General features: G+C 69.3%; 23 protein-coding genes. 12 read left to right on the top strand and 11 right to left on the bottom strand.

The window, feature by feature from the left end; all coding sequences use genetic code 11:
* Both ABTW65_RS19700 and ABTW65_RS19695 read right to left on the bottom strand, forming a co-directional pair.
* On the bottom strand, nucleotides 1–264 hold a 264-nt coding region (locus ABTW65_RS19700), incomplete at its 3' end, for a hypothetical protein (protein WP_350663163.1).
* Between the two features lie 67 nt (nucleotides 265–331).
* Entirely contained in the window at nucleotides 332–1,696 is a 1,365-nt protein-coding gene (locus ABTW65_RS19695; protein WP_350663161.1) for an RDD family protein, read from the bottom strand.
* Nucleotides 1,697–1,809: 113 nt separating this feature from the next.
* On the opposite strand from ABTW65_RS19695, the gene ABTW65_RS19690 reads away from it, so the two are divergent.
* Together ABTW65_RS19690 and ABTW65_RS19685 are read left to right on the top strand one after the other, a co-directional pair.
* The gene (locus tag ABTW65_RS19690) at nucleotides 1,810–2,697 is read left to right on the top strand and encodes a spermidine synthase (protein ID WP_350663159.1); all 888 of its coding nucleotides are present in this window, start codon (nucleotides 1,810–1,812) and stop codon (nucleotides 2,695–2,697) included.
* 193 nt (nucleotides 2,698–2,890) lie between these two features.
* Nucleotides 2,891–3,061 carry a hypothetical protein gene (locus ABTW65_RS19685; RefSeq protein WP_350663156.1) on the top strand — a complete coding sequence of 57 codons (171 nt, stop codon included), beginning with the start codon at nucleotides 2,891–2,893 and terminating at the stop codon, nucleotides 3,059–3,061.
* A gap of 88 nt (nucleotides 3,062–3,149) precedes the next feature.
* Here the strand turns inward: ABTW65_RS19685 and ABTW65_RS19680 are convergent, their stop codons facing one another.
* Both ABTW65_RS19680 and ABTW65_RS19675 read right to left on the bottom strand, forming a co-directional pair.
* Nucleotides 3,150–4,643, bottom strand: a complete 1,494-nt coding sequence (locus tag ABTW65_RS19680) for an amidohydrolase (RefSeq protein ID WP_350663154.1) — start codon at nucleotides 4,641–4,643, stop codon at nucleotides 3,150–3,152.
* Nucleotides 4,644–4,697: 54 nt separating this feature from the next.
* On the bottom strand, nucleotides 4,698–6,248 hold the full coding sequence (locus ABTW65_RS19675) for a helicase HerA-like domain-containing protein (RefSeq protein ID WP_350663152.1): 1,551 nt from the start codon (nucleotides 6,246–6,248) through the stop codon (nucleotides 4,698–4,700).
* Between the two features lie 50 nt (nucleotides 6,249–6,298).
* Here ABTW65_RS19675 and ABTW65_RS19670 point away from each other — a divergent pair, with 50 nt between their 5' ends.
* Nucleotides 6,299–6,592 carry a type II toxin-antitoxin system VapB family antitoxin gene (locus ABTW65_RS19670; RefSeq protein WP_045551249.1) on the top strand — a complete coding sequence of 98 codons (294 nt, stop codon included), beginning with the start codon at nucleotides 6,299–6,301 and terminating at the stop codon, nucleotides 6,590–6,592.
* A gap of 28 nt (nucleotides 6,593–6,620) precedes the next feature.
* Nucleotides 6,621–7,136: a LytR C-terminal domain-containing protein gene (locus ABTW65_RS19665; RefSeq protein WP_350663150.1), complete on the top strand. Its 516-nt coding sequence runs from the start codon at nucleotides 6,621–6,623 to the stop codon at nucleotides 7,134–7,136.
* A 123-nt stretch (nucleotides 7,137–7,259) separates the two neighbouring features.
* Here ABTW65_RS19665 and ABTW65_RS19660 read toward each other — a convergent pair whose 3' ends face one another.
* Nucleotides 7,260–8,750: a potassium/proton antiporter gene (locus tag ABTW65_RS19660; protein WP_350663148.1), complete on the bottom strand. Its 1,491-nt coding sequence runs from the start codon at nucleotides 8,748–8,750 to the stop codon at nucleotides 7,260–7,262.
* A gap of 52 nt (nucleotides 8,751–8,802) precedes the next feature.
* Here ABTW65_RS19660 and ABTW65_RS19655 point away from each other — a divergent pair, with 52 nt between their 5' ends.
* The 5 genes from ABTW65_RS19655 to ABTW65_RS19635 all read left to right on the top strand — a co-directional run bounded on the left by ABTW65_RS19655 (nucleotide 8,803) and on the right by ABTW65_RS19635 (nucleotide 13,972).
* Nucleotides 8,803–9,978 carry a pyridoxal phosphate-dependent aminotransferase gene (locus ABTW65_RS19655; protein WP_350663146.1) on the top strand — a complete coding sequence of 392 codons (1,176 nt, stop codon included), beginning with the start codon at nucleotides 8,803–8,805 and terminating at the stop codon, nucleotides 9,976–9,978.
* 199 nt (nucleotides 9,979–10,177) lie between these two features.
* Complete coding sequence (locus tag ABTW65_RS19650; protein ID WP_350663144.1) at nucleotides 10,178–10,540, top strand: hypothetical protein; 363 nt, start codon at nucleotides 10,178–10,180, stop codon at nucleotides 10,538–10,540.
* On the top strand, nucleotides 10,537–11,418 hold the full coding sequence (locus tag ABTW65_RS19645) for a hypothetical protein (protein ID WP_350663142.1): 882 nt from the start codon (nucleotides 10,537–10,539) through the stop codon (nucleotides 11,416–11,418). Before ABTW65_RS19650 ends, ABTW65_RS19645 begins: the two co-directional genes overlap by 4 nt.
* Nucleotides 11,415–12,746, top strand: coding sequence for a hypothetical protein (locus tag ABTW65_RS19640; protein WP_350663140.1), 1,332 nt, complete (start codon nucleotides 11,415–11,417; stop codon nucleotides 12,744–12,746). Before ABTW65_RS19645 ends, ABTW65_RS19640 begins: the two co-directional genes overlap by 4 nt.
* A gap of 134 nt (nucleotides 12,747–12,880) precedes the next feature.
* On the top strand, nucleotides 12,881–13,972 hold the full coding sequence (locus ABTW65_RS19635; protein WP_350663138.1) for a hypothetical protein: 1,092 nt from the start codon (nucleotides 12,881–12,883) through the stop codon (nucleotides 13,970–13,972).
* A gap of 90 nt (nucleotides 13,973–14,062) precedes the next feature.
* Here ABTW65_RS19635 and ABTW65_RS19630 read toward each other — a convergent pair whose 3' ends face one another.
* Together ABTW65_RS19630 and ABTW65_RS19625 are read right to left on the bottom strand one after the other, a co-directional pair.
* Nucleotides 14,063–15,058 (bottom strand): MerR family transcriptional regulator, encoded by a 996-nt coding sequence (locus ABTW65_RS19630; RefSeq protein ID WP_350663135.1) that lies wholly within the window; start codon nucleotides 15,056–15,058, stop codon nucleotides 14,063–14,065.
* A gap of 145 nt (nucleotides 15,059–15,203) precedes the next feature.
* Entirely contained in the window at nucleotides 15,204–15,692 is a 489-nt protein-coding gene (locus ABTW65_RS19625; RefSeq protein ID WP_350663133.1) for a MarR family winged helix-turn-helix transcriptional regulator, read from the bottom strand.
* A 40-nt stretch (nucleotides 15,693–15,732) separates the two neighbouring features.
* Here ABTW65_RS19625 and ABTW65_RS19620 point away from each other — a divergent pair, with 40 nt between their 5' ends.
* The 3 genes from ABTW65_RS19620 (at nucleotide 15,733) to ABTW65_RS19610 (ending at nucleotide 19,400) form a co-directional block, all read left to right on the top strand.
* On the top strand, nucleotides 15,733–16,644 hold the full coding sequence (locus ABTW65_RS19620) for an EamA family transporter (protein ID WP_350663131.1): 912 nt from the start codon (nucleotides 15,733–15,735) through the stop codon (nucleotides 16,642–16,644).
* Nucleotides 16,645–16,654: 10 nt separating this feature from the next.
* Nucleotides 16,655–18,163, top strand: coding sequence for a spermidine synthase (locus ABTW65_RS19615; RefSeq protein WP_350663129.1), 1,509 nt, complete (start codon nucleotides 16,655–16,657; stop codon nucleotides 18,161–18,163).
* A 460-nt stretch (nucleotides 18,164–18,623) separates the two neighbouring features.
* On the top strand, nucleotides 18,624–19,400 hold the full coding sequence (locus ABTW65_RS19610; protein ID WP_350663128.1) for a GntR family transcriptional regulator: 777 nt from the start codon (nucleotides 18,624–18,626) through the stop codon (nucleotides 19,398–19,400).
* A gap of 38 nt (nucleotides 19,401–19,438) precedes the next feature.
* Here the strand turns inward: ABTW65_RS19610 and ABTW65_RS19605 are convergent, their stop codons facing one another.
* From ABTW65_RS19605 to ABTW65_RS19590, 4 genes are read right to left on the bottom strand one after another with little or no spacing between them, the layout of a single operon-like run.
* Nucleotides 19,439–19,798, bottom strand: a complete 360-nt coding sequence (locus ABTW65_RS19605) for a hypothetical protein (protein WP_350663126.1) — start codon at nucleotides 19,796–19,798, stop codon at nucleotides 19,439–19,441.
* A gap of 56 nt (nucleotides 19,799–19,854) precedes the next feature.
* A complete protein-coding gene (locus ABTW65_RS19600) occupies nucleotides 19,855–20,262 on the bottom strand; it encodes a hypothetical protein (protein WP_350663123.1) in 408 nt (135 codons plus the stop codon).
* A gap of 49 nt (nucleotides 20,263–20,311) precedes the next feature.
* Nucleotides 20,312–21,673, bottom strand: coding sequence for a vWA domain-containing protein (locus tag ABTW65_RS19595; RefSeq protein ID WP_350663121.1), 1,362 nt, complete (start codon nucleotides 21,671–21,673; stop codon nucleotides 20,312–20,314).
* Nucleotides 21,670–22,548 (bottom strand): AAA family ATPase, encoded by an 879-nt coding sequence (locus tag ABTW65_RS19590; protein WP_350663119.1) that lies wholly within the window; start codon nucleotides 22,546–22,548, stop codon nucleotides 21,670–21,672. Before ABTW65_RS19590 ends, ABTW65_RS19595 begins: the two co-directional genes overlap by 4 nt.
* Nucleotides 22,549–22,569 lie beyond the last annotated feature (21 nt).

Genomic DNA, 22,569 nt, shown 5'->3' with positions numbered 1-22,569 from the left:
CATGTTGACGACCGCGGCCGCGAAGCCCGACCCGATCGGCGCGTCACCGATGGGTACGTCGGGTTCGAGCGGCTCCATCCGGTCGGCGGTCGGCGGGGCGACGGCCAAGGTCAAGATGTCCTGCTCCCCGGCGATCACGGAGCGCGCCGGGTCCGCGTCGGCGATGTGCCGAGCGACGTCTCCCGCGGTGGCCGTGGAGTCAGCCGTGACGATCACATCCGCCGGCGCGACCCCGGGCCGGTGCAGTGTGAGCTTGACCTTCATCCTTCGTTCCCCTCGTCAACGTGCCAAAAGTCAATGCATCGAGATCGTGCGGCGGCCGGCGCGGCGGTCACCCGCGACGCACCAGGGCCGAGCGGTCGCCGAACCGGATCATTGCGCCGACCGGCGCCAGCACCGGCTCCCAGGCGTTGAGCCGTCGGGTGGCACCCTCGTGGATCACCACGGTGCCGTTGGTCGAGCCTCGGTCAGTGACCTCTACGCCATCGCCGCTGGGGCGCAGGGACAGGTGGGTCTTCGAGACCGACACGTCGATGATCGAGACGGTACGCGCCCCCAGCGTGTTCTCCGTCAGAGCCGGGTCACGACCGACCAGCACCAAGCCGGCCACCGGGATCCGCTCACCGGAGTCGACCTTGAGCATGATGCCCCGCTCGCGCGGCTGCGCCGGAGGCTGCTGGCCGCCGGACGTGGGCAGCGGCGTGGGAGCCGGGGTCGGAGCCGGCGTCGGGGTCGGGGTCGGGGCGGGCGCCGCCGGGTGCGGCGTGGGCTGCGGCGTCGGGTAAGGCGTGGGCGTCGGGGTGGGAGGCGGCGGGGGAACCGTCTGACCCTGGTTGGGGGTCACCGCGCGCGAGGGCGGGATCGACGGGGTCACCGGCTTCGGTGCCACCGGTCCCGACGGCGGTGTCGCGAGCGAGCCGCCCGCGGAAGCACCGGGCTCATCGTTCCTCGCCTTCGGACGGGAGACGCCGAGCACACCGGCGCTGACCCGCCCCGAGGGACGGTAGCTGCCGGTGTCGTGATCGTTGGGGGTGGTGAGCGAGGGCAGCGACTTCCGCTGCGCGACGGGCGCGGCCGCGACCGTCTTCCGGGCGATGCGCATCCGCTTCTCGTCGTACGGGTCCAGCCCCTCGCGGACGTCGACCATCCAGAACTCGGCGACCTTGTCGTGCCAGCCGCGGCTCCGCTGCTCCTTGTCGAACAGCGGCGAGGCGAGGAAGACGATCGGAGCGATCGGGATGATCCCGGAGCCCCAGAGCACCAGAGCGCGAAGGAAGGCGCGGCCGACGCCCGGTCGCTCGAGCGTCTTGACGTTGATCGAGCGGATCCCGGCGAGGGACTTGCCCAGCGTGACCCCGCGGCGGCCGTGGAAGACGATCTGGACGATGACGTAGATCAGGCTCAGCAGTACGGTCGCGCCGCCCGCGATCGCCGCGAGCATGAAGTCGGGGTGGCTCAGGAACCGGGCGAAGCCGAACTTGCCCTGGACCAGCTTCAGCAGCAGCGGGAGCGTGAAGACGAGATAGGGCACCTGCAGAAGCAGGTAGCAGACGATGTCGACGGCGGCCGCGACGGCACGGCGGCCCAGCGGCGCGTCCTTCAGCCCGAGCGAGGCGGCGTAGGCCGGGTCCGGCTTTCCGTCGGCGGTGAGACCCTCGATCCGGTCGTCATTTTCGGCGACCTCCCATATCTCCACCGCAAGAACTCCCTCACGCCCGATGTCCGAGTATTTTCGGCGCTGATCAACAACGCCAGAAGGCTACCGGAATGTCCCGGCTCGGGCGCGATGGTGTCTGGCAGGATCGACGTATGTCAACACCCTCCGGGCCATCAGGGAGCCTCGAGTGCATCGTCTTCTCGGACGGCAGCACCGCCGATCTCGTACGCAAGGATGACGGCTGGGCCATCCAGATCGACGGCGTCGCGCAGTCCCACCTCGGGGAGGACCCGGCGCAGCCGCCGAAGCTCGCCTCGATCCGGTGGATGCTGGCTGCGCTCGGGGATCAGGCGCCCCGCGGCGTCGCTCACCTGGGCGGGGCGCTGCTCGCCCTTCCCCGTGCGGTCGCCCACCGGTGGCCCGCGGCCACGCAGACGGTGGTGGAGCTGGAGCCCGCGCTGGTCGAGCTCATCAGGTCACGCTTCCCGCTTCCTTCCGGGATCACCATGGAGACCGCCGAGGCGCGCTCGTGGCTCGAGGCTCACCCTGGCTCGGAGTACGACGCCATCGTCATCGACATCTTCGCCGGCAACCGGATCCCGCCAGCGTTCACCTCGCTGGAGTGCATGACCGCGGCACGCGACGCGATGCGCGAGGAGGGTCGGCTGGTGCTGAACTCCGTCGCCGGCCCCGAGCTGCTCTTCACCCGTCGTGAGCTCGCTACGTTGCGTACGGTCTTCGGGCATGTCGCGATGATCGTGCAGGGGTCAGCGCTCGCGGGAGCGAGGTTCGGCAACGCCACGCTGATCGCCTCGGCGGTCCCGATCGACGGCGAGGCGATCCGCTCAGCGCTCGCCGGCGACCCGTCGAAGGGCGCGCTGGTGACCGACCTCGACCCGATCGTCGACGGAGCCGACCCGATCAGCGATGCCGACCAGATCTGGTCCCCGGAGCCGAACCTTCCCGACGCGAGCGCCGCGCTGCGGCTCCTCGAGCAGGCCCGCCAGGCCGTCGACACGCTCAGATCCGCCGCTGACTGAGGCTCCATCGCCTTTGTCTAGCGAGATTCGGCCCTATCGCTCGGCAGATACCGCGACAGGCATCGCCAGCCATTTCTTTTACCGAAACCGGCTTGTAACGTTCAAACAACCTGCTTGCGACTTGCGGGCGGGATGCTTGATGCGCAGGACAAACCACGATGCACACCATCTATCCGTTGTAGGGGGGACCTCGATGGAAACACTCACCGCCACCCAGCCTGAGGCCAACATTGCCGCGAAGCAGCACAGCCTCAAGTTCCGTCACGCCAGTGCCCTGACGAAGCTCATGGACGAGCGCCAGGACCTGCGCGGTGTTCACGTGTTCGCCGACTTCGTCGACGACTCGGTGCGCTGGTCTGCATGACCAGCAGCTAAATGGGGGGATCACCGATCCCGTTGCGCAAGGCCCGGCCGATGACGGCCGGGCCTTCGCTTGTCTTCAGGATCTGCGGCTAGGAGCTGCGGTGGACGATCCGGCCGCCGACCGTGGTCAGCACGACCCCGCCATGGGCGATCGCGGCTAGATCGCCGACCGAGGCCCGGAGCGGATCGATGTCGAGCACGGCCAGGTCGCCGCGAGACCCGGGAGCGACCGTGGGCTGACCGTCGACCGACGCCGCCAACGCCTCCTGGGCGGTGAGCGCCTGCTCCGGATGCCACGGCTCCTTGCCGTCACGCGAGCGACCGACGGCGGCCGCGATGGCCAGCCACGGGTCGAGCGGCGCGACCGGAGCATCCGACCCGAGCGCCACCCGCACGCCCTCGTCGAGCATCCAGCGGGTCGCGAAGCAGCGGTCCTCCCGTCCCGGCCAGACGTCCTCGGTCATCTCGCGGTCGTCGAGGATGTGCGCCGGCTGCACGGATGCGGTGATCCCGAGTCGAGCCATCAGCGGCAGATCCTCGCGACGTACGAGCTGGGCGTGCTCGATGCTGCCGCGCGCACCCGTCATCGCGTACGCCGCCAGTGCCTCCGACACCGCCCGGTCACCGATCGCGTGCGTGGCCACCTGGAGGCCGGCCGCGTGTGCCTTCCCCAGGAGCCCGTGCAGTTCGTCAGGTGCCTGGTTCGGCGCTCCACAGCTGTCCAGGTCGTCGGCGTACGGGTCGCAGCACCAAGCCGTCCGCGTGCCCAGCGAGCCGTCGCTGATGATCTTCAGCGGTCCCATCGTCAGCCGGTCCTCGCCCGGGAGCAGCCGGTCCCCCGTACGCAGCCCCTCGGCGATCGCCTCGTCGAGCTGGTCGGCATAGGTCGCGACCCGGACGCGGACCAGGTCGCAGCCGGCCGCCCATCGCGACCGCCAGTCGTCGAACCGGATGCCGACCTCGAAGTCGGTCACCCCGACCACCCCGAGCGCGGCGGTCCGGGTCAGCATCCGGCGGTAGGCCGCCGGCGTGCTCCCGTTGGACTCGAAGAGCTCCGCGACCCGCGGATACGTCTCGTACCACTCGGTCTCCTGCACCATGTCCTCGCGGCGCGGCAGGTCCACGGCGTCGAGCGCGGCGGTGTTCAGCCAGGCATGGTGGAAGTCGTGGTTGACCAGGATCGCGGGGATGCCGCCGGTGACCGAGTCGAGCTCGGAGACGGTGCCCCAGCGGTCCCAGGTGCCGGCCGAGTGGCCCATCCCGACGATCGCCTCACCGGGCTCGATCTCCCGTGCAGCTGCGGCCACCCGCGCCAGCGCCTCGGCAGGCGAACGGGTGCCGTGCAGGTCCAGCCTGCTGGCCCGCAGCGTCCACTGGCCGAGGTGGGTATGGGCGTCCCACAGACCCGGCACGAGCCAGCGGCCACCGGCGTCGTACGCCTCGACTCCCGCCGGTCGGGACAGGCCTTCTCCGACCGTCGACACGACACCGTCGGCGACGAGAACGTCAACCACCCCGGCGGGCGCGTTCGCCCGGGGTGAGAGCGGAACGATGCGTACGTTCCGGAGGAGAAGGTCGGGCATGAGCAGACGATAAGGATTCTGCCCATGCCCGAGCCAATCAGAAGGCCACCGGGCTCAGCGGCGCTTGAAGATTCCTCGGACGAGCTCCCTGGCGGCCGTGCGCGCGGCCTGCTTGAAGGCGGTCGACTTCACCACCGTCTCGATCATCGAGTCGTCGTCGTCACGCGACCGGGACCTCGATCCCGAGGACTTCTTCGGGGCGGCCTTCTTGGCCGCCTTCTCCTCCGCCTCGGCCGTGCGGGCGGCCTCCGCAGCGTCCGTCTTCGCCTTGAGTTGGTCGACGGCGGACTCGACCTCGACGGCCGCTGTGTACTTCGCCGCCAGCGTCGACGCCGCCACGGCAGCTTCCATCGCGGCGGCCTCCGCCGGGCCCATCAGCGACTCGGGGGCCCGCAGCCGCGTCCAGGCGACCGGCGTCGGCGCGCCGCGCTCGTTCATGACGGTCACGATCGCCTCGCCGATCCCGAGGGTCTGGATGACAGCGCCGAGGTCGTCGTAGGAGGAGGTCGGGTAGGTGTTGACGCTGGCCTTCAGGGCCTTGGCGTCGTTCGGCGTGGCGACCCGCAGCTGGTGCTGGATGCGCGAGCCGAGCTGGCCGAGCACATCGTCGGGGACATCGGTCGGCTTCTGGGTGACGAAGAAGACCCCGACGCCCTTGGAGCGGATCAGCCGGACCGTGTTGGTGATCTGGTCGAGGAACGCGTCGGAGGCGTCGTTGAAGAGCAGGTGCGCCTCGTCGAAGAAGAAGACCAGCTTGGGCTTGTCGACGTCACCGACCTCGGGCAGTGCCCGGAAGAGCTCGGCGAGCAACCACATCAGGAAGGTCGAGAAGATCGCCGGCCGGTCCTGGAGGTTGGGCAGCTCGAGCAGCGAGATGATCCCAGCGTCCCCGTCGTTGCGTACGAAATCCGTGACGGCGAAGGCCGGCTCACCGAAGAACTCGTCGGCGCCCTGGTCAGCGAAGGCGATGAGCGTACGCAGGATCACCCCTGTCGTCGCGGACGAGAGCCCGCCCAGGCCCTTGAGATCGGCCTTGCCCTCGTCGGAGACCAGCCACTGCAGCACCGCCCGCAGGTCGTCGAGCCCGACCAGCTTCAGGCCGGCCTTCTCGGCGTAGTGGAAGACGAGGCCGAGCGATGACTCCTGGGTCTCGTTGAGATCCAAGACCTTGGACAGCAGCGTCGGACCGAAGGCGTCGACCGTGACCCGGACCGGGATGCCGGTGCCCTCGCCACCGAGCGCGAAGAACTCGACCGGGAACCCGCGCGCCTGCCAGGCCTGTCCGACGGAGGCCGCCCGTGCGGTCAGCTTCTCGCTCGACTCGCCCGGCGCGGACAGACCGGAGAGGTCGCCCTTGATGTCGGCTGCGAACACCGGGACCCCCGCTGCGGAGAGCTGCTCGGCCAGCAGCTGCAGGGTCTTCGTCTTGCCCGTGCCGGTCGCGCCAGCGACCAGCCCATGCCGGTTCAACATCCCCAAAGGAATGCGAATCGGCGTCTCCAACAACGTCTCAGCGTCCGCCATCAGGCCCCCGAGCTCGAGGGCGGAACCCTCGAATTGGTAGCCGGGCCCGACCGCTTCTGAGAGAGCAGCAGCATCCGTCATGACCAGGACTCTATGTTGGGATTTGGTCAGGGGACGATACAGTCACGAGGGTGATCTTCAAGCGTGTCGGCGATTCTCGCCCCTACCCTGACCATGGTCTGACGACCAAGGGGTGGGCCGCGCTGCCTCCTCGAACGGTCCGTCTCGACGAGCTGGTGACGACGAAGGACACCCTTCAGCTGGTGGCTCTGCTCAACGAGGACTCGACGTTCTTCGGCGACCTCTTCGCCCATGTCGTGGAGTGGAACGGCGAGCTCTACCTCGAGGACGGGCTCCACCGGGCGCTCCGCGCGGCGCTCCAGCAGCGCAACGTGCTGCACGCCCGCGTGCACAGCCTCGGTTAGGGCGTGCCGAGCGGTTAGGCTCGGCTTCATGCTCGATTCGGCCCTCACGGGACTTCGTACGTTCATCATCCTCGCCGTCCTCGCGGCAGCGGTCGCTCTGGCCGGTGCCTGGGGATGGAAGGCGATGACCGCACCCTTCCCGCAGAAGGTCGAGGTCGGGCCGTGCGTGGACGCGCCGGTCAAGAAGGGCTCCGAGGTCTACCCGTCGCAGGTGGTCGTGACCGTGCTGAACGCGAGCACGCGCGCCGGGCTCGCCACCCGGGCGATGACCGACCTCGTCGACGCGGGCTTCGTCAAGGGGTCCACCGGCAACGCGCCCAGCGGCACCAAGCTGAAGACCGTCGAGGTCTGGACGCCCGACAAGAACGCTCCCTCCGCTGCGCTCGTCGCGAGCTGGCTCGGCGACGCGAAGATCGTCGAGAAGAAGTCCGACATCCCGGGCATCGTGGTCGTCACCGGCGAGAACTTCCCCGAGGTCACCGGCGGAGAAAAGACCGTCACCGCCAAGACGGACGCCACGATCTGCAGCCCTCCGGTCGAGTAGCCGCGCCCGCGGATCTGCGAGGTAGGAATACCCGGTTAACCGGGTATTCCTGCACTTCTCTGGCATTGCAACACCTGAGAAGTGCAGGTTTCACCGGTTAACCGGGTACTCCAACCCAACCCATCAGCGCAGCCAGCCGGCCAGCCGTCCCTTTCGGCTGACCATCTCGAGGCGCCGCTCCGCGAGCTCACGCTGGTGGCGGGGTACGACGACCAGGACGACGTCGCGAGCGCGGAGGACCGTGGTCTCCTCCGGAACCAGGGTCCGCCCGTCGCGAATCAGCAGCGACACCGACGATCCCGTGGGCAGCCGGAGCTCGCTGACCTCGACGCCGTGCAGGCGCGACTCGGGTGGGATCCGGAGCTGGATCAGGTCTGCCGCGATCTGCTCCAGCGGCGCGACGTCGAGGTCGAGCGAGCGCGGGTCGTTGGGGCGGGCGACGTCGAGCACCCGGGCGACCCACGGCAGCGTCGGGCCGGTCAGCAGCGTGTAGACGACGACCATCACGAAGACCAGGTCGAAGAGCTCCTCGGCGCCCTCGACGCCCGCGGCCAAGGGGATGGTGGTGAGTACGACCGGCACCGCGCCACGCAACCCTGCCCAGGAGACGAAAACGGTCTCCCGCCATGTCATCCGGGAGACCACCGTGCTGACCAGCACGGATGCGGGCCGGGCGATGAAGGTCAGGATCAGGCCGGCGGCAAGGGCGAGGCCGATCGTCTGGAGGTCGATACGCCCCGGGGAGAGGAGCAACCCGAGCATCACGAAGAGCCCGATCTGGGCCAGCCAGGCGACGCCCTCCGCGAAGGACTTGGTGGCGCCGCGGTGGGGCAGCTCGGAGTTGCCGAGCACGAGTGCGGCCACGTAGATCGCCGCGAACCCGGACCCGTGCAGCCATGCCGCTCCGCCGTAGGCCAGGAAGGCCAGCGTCATCACCGCCAGCGGATAGAGACCGGCGGAGGGCAGCGCGGCCCTCCGCATCAGCCATGCCCCACCGAACCCGACGAGCAGGCCGACCACGATGCCCAGCAACAGCTCGCCGACCACGATCCCGGCCACGACCACCGGATGGTGCTCAGCGATCGCACCACTCGCGATCAGCGTCACGATCACCACGGTCGGAGCGTCGTTGAGCCCCGACTCCGACTCGAGGACACCGGTCAGCCGCTTGGGCAACGGCACCACCCGCAGCACCGAGAACACCGCAGCCGCGTCGGTCGGCGAGGTCACCGCCCCCAGCAGGAACGCCAGCTGCCAGGAGAGTCCGAGCAGGTAGTGAGCACCCACCGCGACGATCCCGATCGAGACCACCACCCCGACCGTCGCCAGCATCAGCCCGAGACCGAAGGCTGGACGTACGTCCTTCCACGACGTCGTCAGACCACCTTCGGCCAGGATCAGCGCCAGCGCCCCGAAGCCGACCGCGTGCGCGAGCTGGGCGTCGTCGAACCGGATCCCGAGCACCGACTCACCGAGCAGGACGCCCATCAGCAGGTAGATCAGCAGCGACGGCAGCCCGGCCTTCGTCGACATCCGCACCGCGAGGATCGCCAGGAGCGTGACCAGGGAGCCGATCAGCACGAACAGGTCGAACTGATGGACGTCGAAACTCATGTACGCCGGGCCCCCCTCCGACCTATGGACCTGCATCCTAATGTTTGCCCCTATGGACCGCCTGACTGTCGCCCAACGCGCGAACGTGCCTCCTTTTCACGTGATGGACATGCTCGAGCGGGCGGCGCAGCGGCAGCGGACGTACGGCGATCTCATCTCGCTCACCTCGGGGCAGCCGTCCACGGGGGCGCCGCAGGCGGTCAGCGCCGAGGCGGTGCGGCTGCTGCAGAGCGGTGACCCGCTGGGCTATACGCCGGCGACCGGGATCCTGGAGCTGCGTCAGGCGATCGCGGGGCATCATCGGGCGTGGCACGGGATCGACGTCTCCCCCGACGACGTCGTCGTGACCACGGGCGCCAGCGGTGGCTTCCTGGCGACGTTCCTGGCGGCGTTCGACACCGGCGACCGGGTGGCGATGGCCCGGCCGTCCTATCCCTGCTACCGCAATGTGCTCGCGGCCCTCGGGTGCGAGGTCGTGGAGATCCCGACCGGTGCGGCCGAGCGGTTCCAGCCGACCGTGGAACAGGTGCGGGAGCTCCACGAGCGTGTCGGTCTGAAGGGGCTCGTGGTGGCCAGCCCTGCCAACCCGACCGGCACGATGCTGCTGCCCGAGGAGCTGGCCGCGCTGGCTCGCTACTGCGAGGAGGCCGGGATCCAGCTGATCTCCGACGAGATCTACCACGGGCTGACCTACGGCGGGGACGGCAGCCGTGGCCGCAGCGCCTGGGAGACCTCGCGCGACGCCGTCGTGTTCGGCTCGTTCTCCAAGTACTTCTCGATGACCGGGTGGCGCATCGGCTGGCTGCTCGCGCCCGCCCATCTGCGACGTGCGATCGACGTGCTGGTCGGCAACTTCACCATCTGTCCGCCGACGCTCGCCCAGCATGCCGCGGTCGCGGCGTTCACCCCGGACGCGTACGCCGAGCTCGACAGCCACGTGACCCGTTATTCGACCAACCGCGGGGTCCTCCTCGACGGCCTCCGCTCCCTCGGCGTCACCGAGATGGCGCCGGCCGACGGCGCCTTCTACGTCTACGCCGACGTCAGTCGCTGGACCGACGACACCATGGCCTGGTGCCACCAGATCCTCGACCGTACGGGCGTCGCGATGGCTCCCGGGATCGACTTCGACCCGGTCGACGGACACCGCTTCGTACGTCTTTCCTTCGCTGGGTCGTCGACCGAGATCGAGCAGGGGCTGAACCGCCTGTCCACGATCCTGACCTGACCTACGCAGCCGAGGCGTCAGTTTCTGAGCGCGAAGGGTCGATTTTTGACGTCGAGTGGGCCATTTCGACGTCAAAAATCGACGTCTCGGCGCCAAGAACTGACGTCTCGGCGGACGGGGTTTGAGAAAGTTCGGGATTTTACGTTTAGAAATCGCTCCAGCGGGTAGGACCATCACAGAGACCTGTCCAAGGAGGGATATGTACGGCGACAGCGACGTGATCCGCCGTCGGGTGAGCCGTCTGCGAGAGCAGGCGGACGACATCCGCGCGAGTGCCGACAAGCTGGTGGTGCAGTCCGAGGCCGTGCCGTGGCACGGCCGGGCTGCCGAGTCCCTCCGTGGGCGAATGAAGGAGCGGGCCACTGCGCTGCGGAGCTCGGCCGAGAAGCATGATCGTGCGGCCGACGCTCTGGCCAAGCACCTCAAGCAGGTCGACCTGTTCAAGGAGCAGATCGCCGAGGCCGAGGCGCGCGCTGAGGTGCTGACCACCGACGGCAAGCTTGATGGATTCGAGGCCCCTGAGCCGGGCCACAAGGACTGGCTGGAGGTCACCTTCCGATGACCACGATCGACCTGGGCCCCGCTCCGGCGGCGCCGACCGAGCCATGGGCAGGGGTGCCCCGGCGGGTCGGCCTGACCCTCCCCGAGCTCACCCACGCCTGCGAGACCATCGGGGCTCCGCTCCCGTTCGAGGTCGCGACGCACCGCGACGAGGGGCTCGACGCCCGGTTGGGGCGGACCCGCTCGGCAGCCGAGGCCGAGGCCCTGGCCCGCGCCGTCGCCGGCTTCGGTGAGGGCAGCACCTCGCTGCAGCGCCGCGACCTCCTCGACACCGACGGGACCCTCGACACCGGGATCGCCGGCGCGCTGGGGCTCCTGGCGACCCCCGAGGTGGTCATCGATCTCGATGTCGTCGTCGACGGCCTCCGCGGCCGCGCCTGGCATCGCCAGAAGGGTGAGGCAGCCGCCTCGCTCGCCACCGTGGACGGGCTCGTCTTCGAGCTCTCCTGGTATCCCTCCGCGGCCTGGGCGGCCGAGCTCGGCCGCACCGCGACGCTGCCGGGTGACACCGCCCGGCTGACCTCGACGGTGCCCGAGCAGCTGGAGGTCCCGTTCGCGACCGCCGACGCCGTCTTCGAGGCGCTGCGCACCGGACGCGGCGACCTGGTGCCGGTGCTGACCGAGGGCGACGTGGTGGTCTCGAGGGCCCTCGAGGCGCTGTCCACCGAGGCCCACGGCCGGCTGCGTGCCATCGTCGCGACCACCGCCGACCCGGAGAACCCGCTGATCGGCACGGTCTCCTGGACGCTGGTCAACGACGGCTGGCGTTCGATGCGTACGGTGTCGCTCGATGGAGAGCTGACACTGCTGATCACCAGCGTGGAGCCCTCCGAGCTCGCCGCAGACCTTGCCCCTGTTCTCGCGGAGGTGGCCCGATGAGCTCTTCTACGTCCAACGATCCGATCAACCGCCTGGGACCGATCCCGGGTGGCGCCCCCGACTCGGTGCCGCCGCCTGCGGGCCCGGAGGACAAGTACGAGCAGATCCTCGGCCTGGCCGGCTCCATCGGCGACGCCGGCGCGCAGTTGCGCGAGTGGGCCGAGCTCGGCGCTGAGATCCTGGCCGACGACGACGTCACCTCCTCCGCCGAGCTCTCGGCGAAGACCTGGGAGCCGGCCGAGGAGGAGATCCGGGCCGCGACCTCTGAGAAGAGTGGCGTCCTCGGGCTCGGCCAGGCACTCGAGGCCGACGCGCTCTCGGTCCGGGCGACGGTGCAGACCTACCGCTGGATCGATGAGCTCCAGGCCGCTGCCCGCAGCACGCTGGGCGCCATCGCGGCCAACGCGCTCGACTACCTCGCACCCGAGGTCGAGCTCGGCGGGTCGCTGCTCTCCGCCGGCCTGATCGAGACCGACGCGCTCGACCGTGAGGGCGTCACCGCCTACCTCGGCGAGCTCGCCCAGGGTCATCCCGAGCTGATGGACCACATCGCCACCGGCGGCGGGCTGCTCGAGTCGCTCGAGCTGCGCTCGCTGCTCACCGCCGACTTCCCGCGCGGTGACGACGCTGGGGCGGCCATCGCGGGCGCGCTTCGTGCCGCTGGCATCGACACGTTCGCGACCGACGCCGGGCACGCACTGCGTGACGTCGGCGGGGCCTTGGCCTCCACCGAGGAGGACACCCCGGCCGGCGACGTCACCGCCGCCACCCCGGCCACCATCGAGGAGCTGATCCGCACCCTCGAGGCCACCGAGACCGGTGTCGCGGTCCAGAAGACGGCGCCCGGTCGCTACATCGCCTATCTGCCGGGCCCGTACGCCGGCAGCCGGCGTCTGCGGCTCGTCTCCGGTGACCTCTCCGACTACATCGTCACCGCGTCACGGACCATCGAGGAGGCTGTCGAGGCCGGCTCGCACGTGATGCTCGTCGGTGCCGCGGCCGGGGGAACCGCCGCGGCCGCGCTCGCGGCGACAGCCGGGGCTGCGTACGTCGTGGACCAGGTGGTCACCGTGGGTGCTCCTGGCGCGGCAGCGCCGCGGGTTCCGGAGACCACGCGGGTGCTGTCGCTGGAGGACCGCTCCGACCCGGTCGCACTCCTCGGCGGGCTCATCAACGCGGGTGTCGGACACCGGTTCACGGTCGTCTACGACGGCACCGCGGCTGAGGAGAGTCACTACGTGGCCGGCGGTCGGGCTGCGGACAACGCCGCCCACGACGAGCTCCGTGACGAGATCGGACGGATCCGCAGTCTGGGATACCTCGGCTGACGCCGGGGGCTTGCCACGGGGACGTGAGTCGATACGGTGTAGGTCGCCCTCGGCTCCATCCCCGACCTCACCTGTGCTCGGTCACCGGCCAGTCGATCGCGGAGGGCACTCTGACGCCTACCTGATCGGTCCCTGTGAAGTCCATCGTCGTCCACGCCGGCCTCCCCAAGACGGGCACCTCCGCGGTCCAGGCGTTCTTCAGCACCCATACGGAGACGCTCGCGAAGGCCGGCATCTTCTACCCGCAGCACACCGTCGACCAGAACGGCATCAGCGCCGGCAATGCCGGGTCGCTCATGGAACGCTCGGGCCATCTCTTCGTGGCCTCGCCCCGCGAGGTCGCCAGGACGCTCGAGGAGTTCGAGGCCAGCGGCTGCCACACGCTGCTGCTCTCCTCCGAGGCGTTCCTCCCCGAGCTGCCCGGGATCGCCGAGCTGCTGCCGCCACAGACCCGGTTCGTCCTGTACGTCCGCGACCCCCTCGCCTTCCTTGAGTCCGACTACAACCAGCGGGTCAAGCGGATCGGTCATCTCGAACCGTTCGCGGCGGCACCTGATGCGTACGGCGGATGGCTGGGTCACGAGCACCTCTACAACGCGCTCGGCTCCGAGGCGGTGCGCTCCCGGCTCGTCCTGCGGCCCTACCTTCCCGAGCTCTTCGTCGGCGACAGCCTGCTCACCGACCTGCTCGACACCGCCGGGATCGACACCGCCGAGCTCGGCGACCTGTCCTTGAGGCGGGTCAACCTCTCCTACTCGCTGCACGCGCTCGAGATCAAGCGCGCCCTCAACGTCCTCCCGCTCGGGCCGCAGCTGCAGGAGCGCCTCGACATCCACCTCCAGTCCTGCCCCCTCGGGCCGACGACCTACACCCTCATGCCTCCGGCCGATCACGAGCGGCTCCGGAAGGTCGCCGACGACGAGCTGCGCGCGCTCGCACTGAGGTACGACATCGACTCCCTCGAGCCCATGCGGGAGCTGTTGCGCGAGAAGCCGCAGAAGCCCTTCCACCCGCAACAGCTCACCGACGACGAGGTCGACGCAGTCGTACGGCACATCGCCACCGTCGGCAAGCGGCTCACCCGCCGGATCGCCCAGACGCTCGCCGAGCACCCCGAGATCGAGCTCGTCTACCCCTCCCTGCGCGACTCGTTCGCCGCCGCTGCCGCCGAGCTGGGCGAGGAGCCCACTGCGCCGAAGCGGCGCTGGTGGCAGCGGCGGCCCTGAGCGGCGCGCGTTGGGATACCCGGTTAACCGGGTATCCCTGCACTTCTCAGGTGTTGCATTGCCAGAGAAGTGCAGGAAAACCCTGAGAAGTCAGGACAGATCGACGACCACGATCGTGTGGTTGTCCGGCTCCCCGGCGGCGACGACAGCAGCGGCGACCGCGTCGGCGACCGACTGCGGGCCGGCCTCGGCGGTGATCAGCGCACCCAGGTCGTCCACGTAGGAGTGGACGCCGTCGGTGGTCAGCACCAGCCGGTCGCCGGGCAACAGCTCGACGGACATCTCGTCGGCGACGACGCCGGGCACGAGGGCGCGGTTGAGCAGCGCCCGGTGCTCGTGGGCGCGAGCCTCGTCAGCGGTCAGCTGGCCGGCCTCGACCATCGCAGCGACGACCGTGTGGTCGTGGGTGACCTGGCGTACGTCTCCGTCTCGGACCAGGTAGACCCTCGCGTCGCCGATGTGGGTGATCCGCGCGGTCGAGCCGTGCAGGTCGACGGCGGTCAGGGTGGTGCCCGACTTCGGCACCTCCGCGAACACCTCCTGGATGGCCGCCCGCAGCCCGCCACCGGCGTACGCCGTCAGGGCCGCCCCGGCAAGATCGTCGCGCTCACCCGTGCCGTCGGCGACGGCGATGAGCTCGGGGGTTACCAGGACGGCATCCTGCTGGCTGGACCGGCGACCGGTCTCGTAGCTGACGCCGAACTCGGCGTGCAAAGTTTCGGTTGACGTAGTCATCTGACGTGCCTCGCTCCTCAATCGGTGGACGAGGACGGAGACCATCTTGCGGCGCGTGGCGGTGTCGGCCTCGACCTGGCGCCAGTAGGTCTCGACCTCGACCGCCGCGAGTGCGGCGGGCATGTCGATGACCTCCCGGATCCGGGCCAGCGGCATCCCGACCAGACGCAATGAGGCCACCAGGCGTGCGCGTTCCACCTGGTCAGGCCCGTAGCGGCGATAGCCGGAGACCGCGTCCACCTCGGCAGGAAGCAGCAGACCGAGGTCGTCGTACAACCTCAGTGCCTTCGGCGTCAGCCCGGTCTCCCGGGCGAAGTCGCCGATGTTCACAAGCCCTTCCAGCCCGCTCATGCGACCGCTCCCGTGGCGCAAGCGCCAGCATACGAGAGCGGTCGCCTGAGACTTGTGATCGCTCGCTGACGCTCGCTCATGTTCACCATCCTCCCCGGTGAAGGTCACCGGTGGAAGCAGATTGGTGCTTCCCCCTGGGTCAACCTCAAGCCCCCGTCTGCTCGGCCCACTTCTCGAGCAGCCGGGCAAGCGACCGCCGCTCGGCCGCGGTGAAGACGGCGAGCAGGCGGTGCTCGTTGGCGATGTGGTCGGTGAAGGCCGCGTCGATCAGCTCGCGACCGCGGTCGGTCAGCGCGATCCGGCGACCGCGACCGTCCTCGTCACGACGGTCCCGGCTGACCCAGCCCTGGGCCAGGCAGCGGTCGACCCGCTTGGTGACCGCCCCCGAGGAGACCATCGTCTGCTCGCCGAGCTCCTTCGGAGTCAGGGCGTACGGAGCGCCTTGCCGTCGCAGCGTCGCCAGCACGTCGAACTCGCCCTCGCCCAGTCCATGCTCGGCGTAGATGCTGACCAGCTCGTCGGTGAGACGCAGCGCGAGACGGTGCAGCCGGGCGATGACGGCCTGCGGAGTGACGTCGAGGTCGGGGCGCTCGCGCTCCCATTGCGCCATCACGGTCGAGACGTGGTCTGCCATGACCTGGAATATATCTCACGCGGAAACTATTATACTTTCCATGGAAAGTAGATTCGTGACCCTCGCGCTGACCGCGATCGCCCCGGTGGCATGGGGGTCGGGCTACTTCGTCACCGCGACGTTCCTGCCGCCCGACCGGCCGCTGTTCGGTGCCGTGGTCCGGGCGCTGCCCTTCGGCCTGCTGCTCCTGGCGCTCCGGCCGGGCCTGCTCCACGGCTCCTGGTGGTGGCGTACAGCAGCGCTCGGACTGCTCAACTTCGGGGCGTTCTTCGCCCTCGTCTTCGTCGCCGCCTACCGGCTCCCGGGCGGCCTCGCCGCGACCCTGACCGCGGTCTCGCCGATCGTGGTGATGCTGCTGGCCTGGGCCTTCGCCGGCGAGCGACCACGGGCCGGATCGCTCGCGGCCGGCGTCGTCGGCGCGATCGGCGTGGCCCTGCTGGTGCTTCGCGGCGGCGCGAGCCTCGACCTGATCGGCGTCCTGGCCGCCTTCGCCTCGGTCGCCGTCTTCTCCACCGGCTTCATCCTCGTCAAGGTCTGGCAGCCGCCGGTCGGACTGCTCACCTTCACCGCCTGGCAGCTCGTCCTCGGCGGCCTCATCCTCGCTCCAGTCGCCCTCCTCGTCGAAGGCCCGCCGCCCGCTCTCGACCTGCCGGCGATCGGCGGCTACGCCTACATCGGCATCGCCGGCACGGTGATCGCCTACGCGGTCTGGTTCCGTGGCGCCCGGCGGCTGCCCGCCGCCGCGGTGTCGCTGATCGGCCTGCTCAACCCGGTAGCCGGGATCCTGATCGGCCTCGCCTTCGCGGGCGAACACCTCACCCCGATCAGCGGGCTCGGGATGGCGCTGGTGCTCGGTGGCGTACTCCTCGGACAGCCTGCGGTGCTCGACCGGTTCAAGGCCAGACGCAGCCCGGAACCGGCCTCGTGTGCGGACGTTGGAGCAGCGGGATAGGTTCACCTCCATGAAACTGCGTGCACGTGCGCTCGAGCTTCTCGTCTTCACCGTCGGTGCCGGCACCCTGGGATCGGAGATGGCCGCGGCTCGGCTGCTCGCTCCGTGGTTCGGAGACTCGACGATCGTGTGGGCCAACACGATCGCGACGGTGCTGGTCGCGCTCGCGATCGGCTACTCCGTCGGCGGCAGGATCGCCGACCGGAACCCGCACCCCTCCGGCCTGGCCAAGATCGTGCTCGTCGCCGCGGCTCTCCTGGCCGCGGTGCCGTTCATCGCCGACCCGTTCCTCCCGCTCGCGGTCAGGGCGGTCGACCAGCTCAGCATCGCCACGTTCGCCGGCTCGCTGGTCGGGGTCGGCGTACTGCTCGCGATCCCGCTCTTCCTGCTCGGCATCGTCAGCCCGTACGCCGTCCGGCTGACCGTCGAAGCGGTCGAGGACGCCGGCCACGCGGCCGGGCGCCTCTACGCGATCTCGACGGTCGGCTCCCTGGTCGGCACCTTCGCCGCCTCGCTGCTGCTCATCCCGGTCGTCGGGACGCGGCGTACGTTCCTGATCTTCGCTCTCCTGATGGCGGTCTGCGCGATCCCGCACCTGGTCAAGCGCCGACTGCCGGCCGCGGTCGTGCCGGCGGTGATCCTCGCCCTGATCGCGCTGCCCACCGGGTCGATCAAGACGCTGACCAGCAACGGCGGCGAGGTGATCTGGGAGAAGGAGACGGAATACCAGTACGCCCGCGTGGTCGAGTACGACGACGGCAGCCGCTACCTCGAGCTCAACGAGGGCCACGCCGTGCACTCGGTCTACAACAAGGGTGAATGGCTCACCGGCGCCTACTGGGACGAGATGCTCTCGCTGTCGTACGCCGGCGCGGAGGCCCCGAAGTCGGTGGCGATCCTGGGCTCGGCCGCCGGGACGACCGCGCGCCAGTTCGGTCACTTCGCCCCCGAGACCCGGGTGGACGCCGTCGAGATCGACGAGGACGTCACCGAGGTCGGCCAGAAGCTCTTCGACCTCGAGGACCAGCCCAACCTCCACCTCCACACCGCCGACGCCCGCCCGTGGCTGCAGAAGCAGACCCGGAAGTACGACGCGATCATGGTCGACGCCTACCACCAGCCCTACATCCCGTTCTACCTGACCACGAAGGAGTTCTTCGCGCTGGCGAAGTCCCACCTGAACCCGGGCGGGGTGCTCGTCGTGAACTCAGCCCACCCGGAGGGCTCCACAGCGCTGGAGAAGGTCCTCACCGCAACGCTGCGAACCTCGTTCGGCGAGGCCGTGTGGCGGTCGGACTCCGGCCCGACCAACACCCACCTGATCGCGACCGTCGACCCGGATGCGGATCCCGAGGCCAACCTCATCGCCACCGCGAAGTCGCAGCCCGCCGACCTCGCCGGCACCCTCACCGACTCCGCCGCCCGGCTCGAGCCGGGCATCCGGGGCGGGACGGTCTACACCGATGACGTCGCGCCGGTCGAGTGGCTCACGGACCTCAGCCTGCTCGAGGTTGCCTGACCCGCTCGGGCGCTTCACCTCACCGATCGGCGTCTTGCGCAGGCAGCCGACGCAGACCTGATCGGGCGCGACCTTGCTGAGCCTGCGCGGCGGCAGCACGTGCCAGGTGCCGAGGCGGCGGCCGCACACGGTCTGCACGTACCCATGGCTCCTCTTGACCGAGCGAAGGTGCCAGAAGCTACCCCGGTCGGTCCGGTAGACCAGCGGGTCTTTGGCCAGGACCGGCGGCCGCTCGCTGGACCCCATGCTGAGTCTGTCGTCTACGAACACGAATTCCCCCCAAGGAATGTCGATGGTCTCGTCGTTGAGTGCCTCGAGACGCCGGGGTCACAGCCGGGCTGAACGCCCAACGTCCCGAGACACGTTCGACCATAAGTCCACTCATTGCAACGGGTCAAGGCGGAAAGGGTGGGGCTATGCGGCTATTCGGGATCTGTACGCCTTAGTAACGTGTTCTCCCATGAGCAATCCCCGTCCGCGCGGCCTGCCGAAATACCTCCACGTGGCCGACTATCTACGGGCCCAGATCGACGACGGCACCTACCAGCCCGGCGAGCGTCTACCGACCGAGCCCGAGCTGATGGACACCTTCCCCTACGACCGCGCCACGATCCGGCGAGGCCTGGCGGTGCTCCGCAACGAAGGCCTGATCACCAGCGAGCAGGGCCGTGGTGTGTTCGTACGCGACGCCACCAAGACCCGCTACGACCTGATGAGCATGCTGATCACGGACCCGAGCCACCCGGCGAAGCCGGACGCGGCCTACCACCAGCCGCCGCGCGGCCCGGACGACGGCATCTCGGTCGAGCACGCTTACGAGGTCATCGCGGCCGGCGAGAAGCTCGGGGAGGCCTTCGACCTCGACCCGCGCAGCGAGCTGCTCAGCACCACCTACACGTTCTTCATCAGCGGTGACACGGCCGAATACCGCACCACGGCCTACATCCCCTATCCGCTGGTCATCGACACCCCGCTGGCCACCCCGTCCGACGACTGGCCGCAGCCGCCGATCAAGGACCTGCTGGCCACGGTCGGGGTGAAGGTCACCACGGTCGCGATGGACATCGAGTCGCGGATGCCGACGCCGCAGGAGACGTACGACCTGCAGATCCCCGACGGCACCCCGGTCCTCTCCGACCGGCGCCGGTTCCTCGCCGACGACCGGGTCGTGTGCGTCACCGACTCTGTCGGGGTCGCCGACCGGATCGTCTACGGGCTCGACCTGAAGCTGCAGTGACAGCTGTTGGCAGCGGGCTTGCTGGTCGGCGAGGCCGACTATTCGTCGTCGAACTGCCAGCCCGCTCCCTCGAGAAGCATCCTGGCGTCACGAACATCCTGCGAGTCAGCAAGCCTCTCGTGTGCATCAATCGCCTCACGCAGGAGTTCATGCCTGTCGCCGCCGAGCACGTCCTCCAGCACGATCGCCAAGTTGCGGTCTGACATGTCGTCGTACACAGCGGCGAGCATCGCAGCACGTCGTCGCTGATCTGCTGTTGCTAGACCCTGACGACGGAGCAGGTTCGCCGGCACCCGCAGAGACGTCGGTAGCGCCATCCTCACCATCCACTCCAGAAGTCCGGATTCATGCTCTCCAACCGCACAGAATACGGAGGATCTGAAGAGTGCCAGGCGCACCAGGTACGCCTGGCACTCCCCAGGTCAGCGGTCGACACGCCTCCTCATCACCGAGTTCACGTGCGCCAGGCGATCCGGTAGCAGTTTGCTGCCGCGTCAAATGCCACGTCGACCTCATGGGCATTGATATCGAAAACACTCTCCGCCCACCGGCAGATCGCAACGGCAAGGCCTTCGATCTGGAAGTCGGTATCTACGAACGTGACATCTTCGATCGTCACCCGAATAGGCCTTCCAGTTGCCCGAAGGACGTCGAGGGCAATCCTCGCCCAGCCGGCCCGCAAAGCGTCTTGGTACTCCGTCGGCAGCTCGGCTGCCGTCCCCGCGAAGTCAAGAGTTGTCTTCAACAAGTCGCGGTATGCGCCCTCGGCGTCGGTGTGCCTCGCCACCGCCGTGATCGAGATCCAGATTCCCCACGCCGCCTCGAGCACCTTGTAGACGTACGTGCTCCGCGCCTCCTCCATCACGCCCAACTCTCGGTCTTGAACGATCCCGTCAACGGCACGGCCAGCGTTACGCCAGGTCGTGGACGAACTCGGAGAGCTGAGTGAGGTTGCGGCACTCCCGCATCTCGATGATCGAGCCGTAGCGCGTCGCCTCGGAGTCACCGGTGTCCCACTGCGTACGGACCTCGGGGTTGAGCCAGTGGGCGTGCCTGCTCGCGTCGGCCATCGCGCGCAGCGAGTCGACGGCGAGGTCGGAGTAGTTGGACCGGGCGTCGCCGAGGATCAGCAGCGACGACTTCGGGCCGAGGGCGTCGGCGTGGCGCTCCTGGAAGAGCGAGAAGGCGCGGCCGTAGTTGGTGCGTCCCATCCGGGCCGCGTGCTCGGTCGCCTTCGTCAGCTCGGTCATCGTGTCGACCAGGTCGGCGCCGGGCTTGAAGTAGGACGTGACCTCGTGGATCTCGTCGACGAAGGTGAACGCGCGCACCTTGCCGAACTGCTCGCGCAGCGCGAAGACGAGCATCAGCGTGAACGTCGCGAAGTTGGACACCGAACCCGACACGTCGCACAGGATCACCAGCTCGGTGCGATGCGGCCGCTTCGGCCTGAAGCGCAGGTCGACGGGAACCCCGCCGGTGGACATCGAGGACCGGAGCGTACGCCGCAGGTCCACCGCTCCTCGCCGGCGCGCGTGATGCTCCTGGGTGAGCCGGGTCGCCAGCCGGCGCGCCAAGGGGTAGATCTCGCGCCGGAGCGCCTCCAGGTCGGCCCGCCGCGCGTGCAGGAAGTCGAGCTTCTCGATGGTGGGGCGTACGGCGATCTTGGCGATCTGCTCGGGGCCCTTCTCCTCCGCTATCCGGCGGCGGGCGTCGGCCTCCACCAGGCCCGAGAAACGGTCCACCCGACGGGTGCCGACCCGGGCAGCCTCCTCATCGGTCCAGCCGCCCTGCTGGAGCCCCTCGATGAGCCTCGAGGTGAGCTCGTCGGTCGAGAGCCGGCGCAGCGCGGTGTAGGACGACCACGAGCTCAGCCCGGGGCCACGACCGGGCATCGCACCGAAGCGCGCCACCGCCTCGGCGGCCAGCTGACGGAGCATCTCGACGTCGTCGGCCTCCAGCGCCTCGCTCAGTCGCGAGGTGAACTCGGAGAGCGCCTCGGGCCCGTCCTTCGCCACTCCGGCGGCCTCGGCCTCGGCGTCCATCCCCGAGCCGACCATCCGCGGGAAGTAGAGCTCGAAGAGCCCGTCGAAGGTGGCTCGCTGGTTGGCGCGCTTGACCAGGGTCGCGGCGTACGCCTCCTTGACCTGGGTCCGGTCGTTCCAGCCGATCAGGCCGAGGGCGGTGACAGCGTCGAGGCCCTCGGAGAGCGACACCGGCAGCCCCGCTCCCCGAAGTGCTTCGAGGAACTCGATGTGCCGGTCGAGGAGAGTCACCTCTTCAACCGCAGCTCTCGGACCGCGCGGTCGACGTCGGAGGAGTGCTTGAGGACGACGCCGAGGGTGTCGGCGACGGCCTTGTCGGAGAGGTCGGTGATCTCCAGCGCGATCAGGGTGCGCGCCCAGTCGACCGACTCGGCGATCGAGGGCGACTTCTTGAGCTCGAGCTCGCGCAGCCTGCCGACCACGGAGACGAGCTGACGCGCCACCTTGTCGTCGAGCCCGGGCACCTGGGAGAGCACGATCTCGCGCTCCCGGTCGGCTTCGGGGTAGTCGAGGTGGAGGTAGAGGCAGCGTCGCTTGAGCGCCTCGGAGAGCTCGCGGGTGGCGTTGGAGGTGAGCACGACCAGCGGGCGGCGGGTCGAGGTCATCGTGCCGAGCTCGGGGATGGTCACCTGGAAGTCGGAGAGCACCTCGAGCAGCAGCCCCTCGACCTCGACGTCGGTCTTGTCGACCTCGTCGATGAGCAGCACCGTCGGCTCCTCACGGCGGATCGCGGTCAGCAGCGGCCTGGTCAGCAGGAACTCTTCGGAGAAGATGTCGTCGTGGGTCTCCTCCCACGCCTGGCCGTCGTTGGCGGCCTGGATGCGGAGCAGCTGCTTCTTGTAGTTCCACTCGTACAGCGCGCGGGCCTCGTCCAGGCCCTCGTAGCACTGCAGCCTGACCAGCTCGGCCCCCGTCGCGCGGGTGATCGCCTTGGCCAGCTCGGTCTTGCCCACACCGGCCGGTCCTTCGACGAGCACCGGCTTCTCGAGCGCCCCCGCGAGGTAGGTCGTCAGCGCGGTCGAGTCGTCCGCGAGGTAGCCGACGTCTCCCATACGGGTGACGGCCTCGGCGGGCGAGGAGAACCAGGAAGACGTACGCGAAGGCATGACGCGACACTAGCGACTCTG

The organism is Nocardioides sp. NPDC127503 (assembly GCF_040302165.1).
Lineage (GTDB): Bacteria > Actinomycetota > Actinomycetes > Propionibacteriales > Nocardioidaceae > Nocardioides.
Note: the sequence above shows the minus strand (reverse complement) of the source record. Positions and strands in the feature narration are given on the sequence as shown.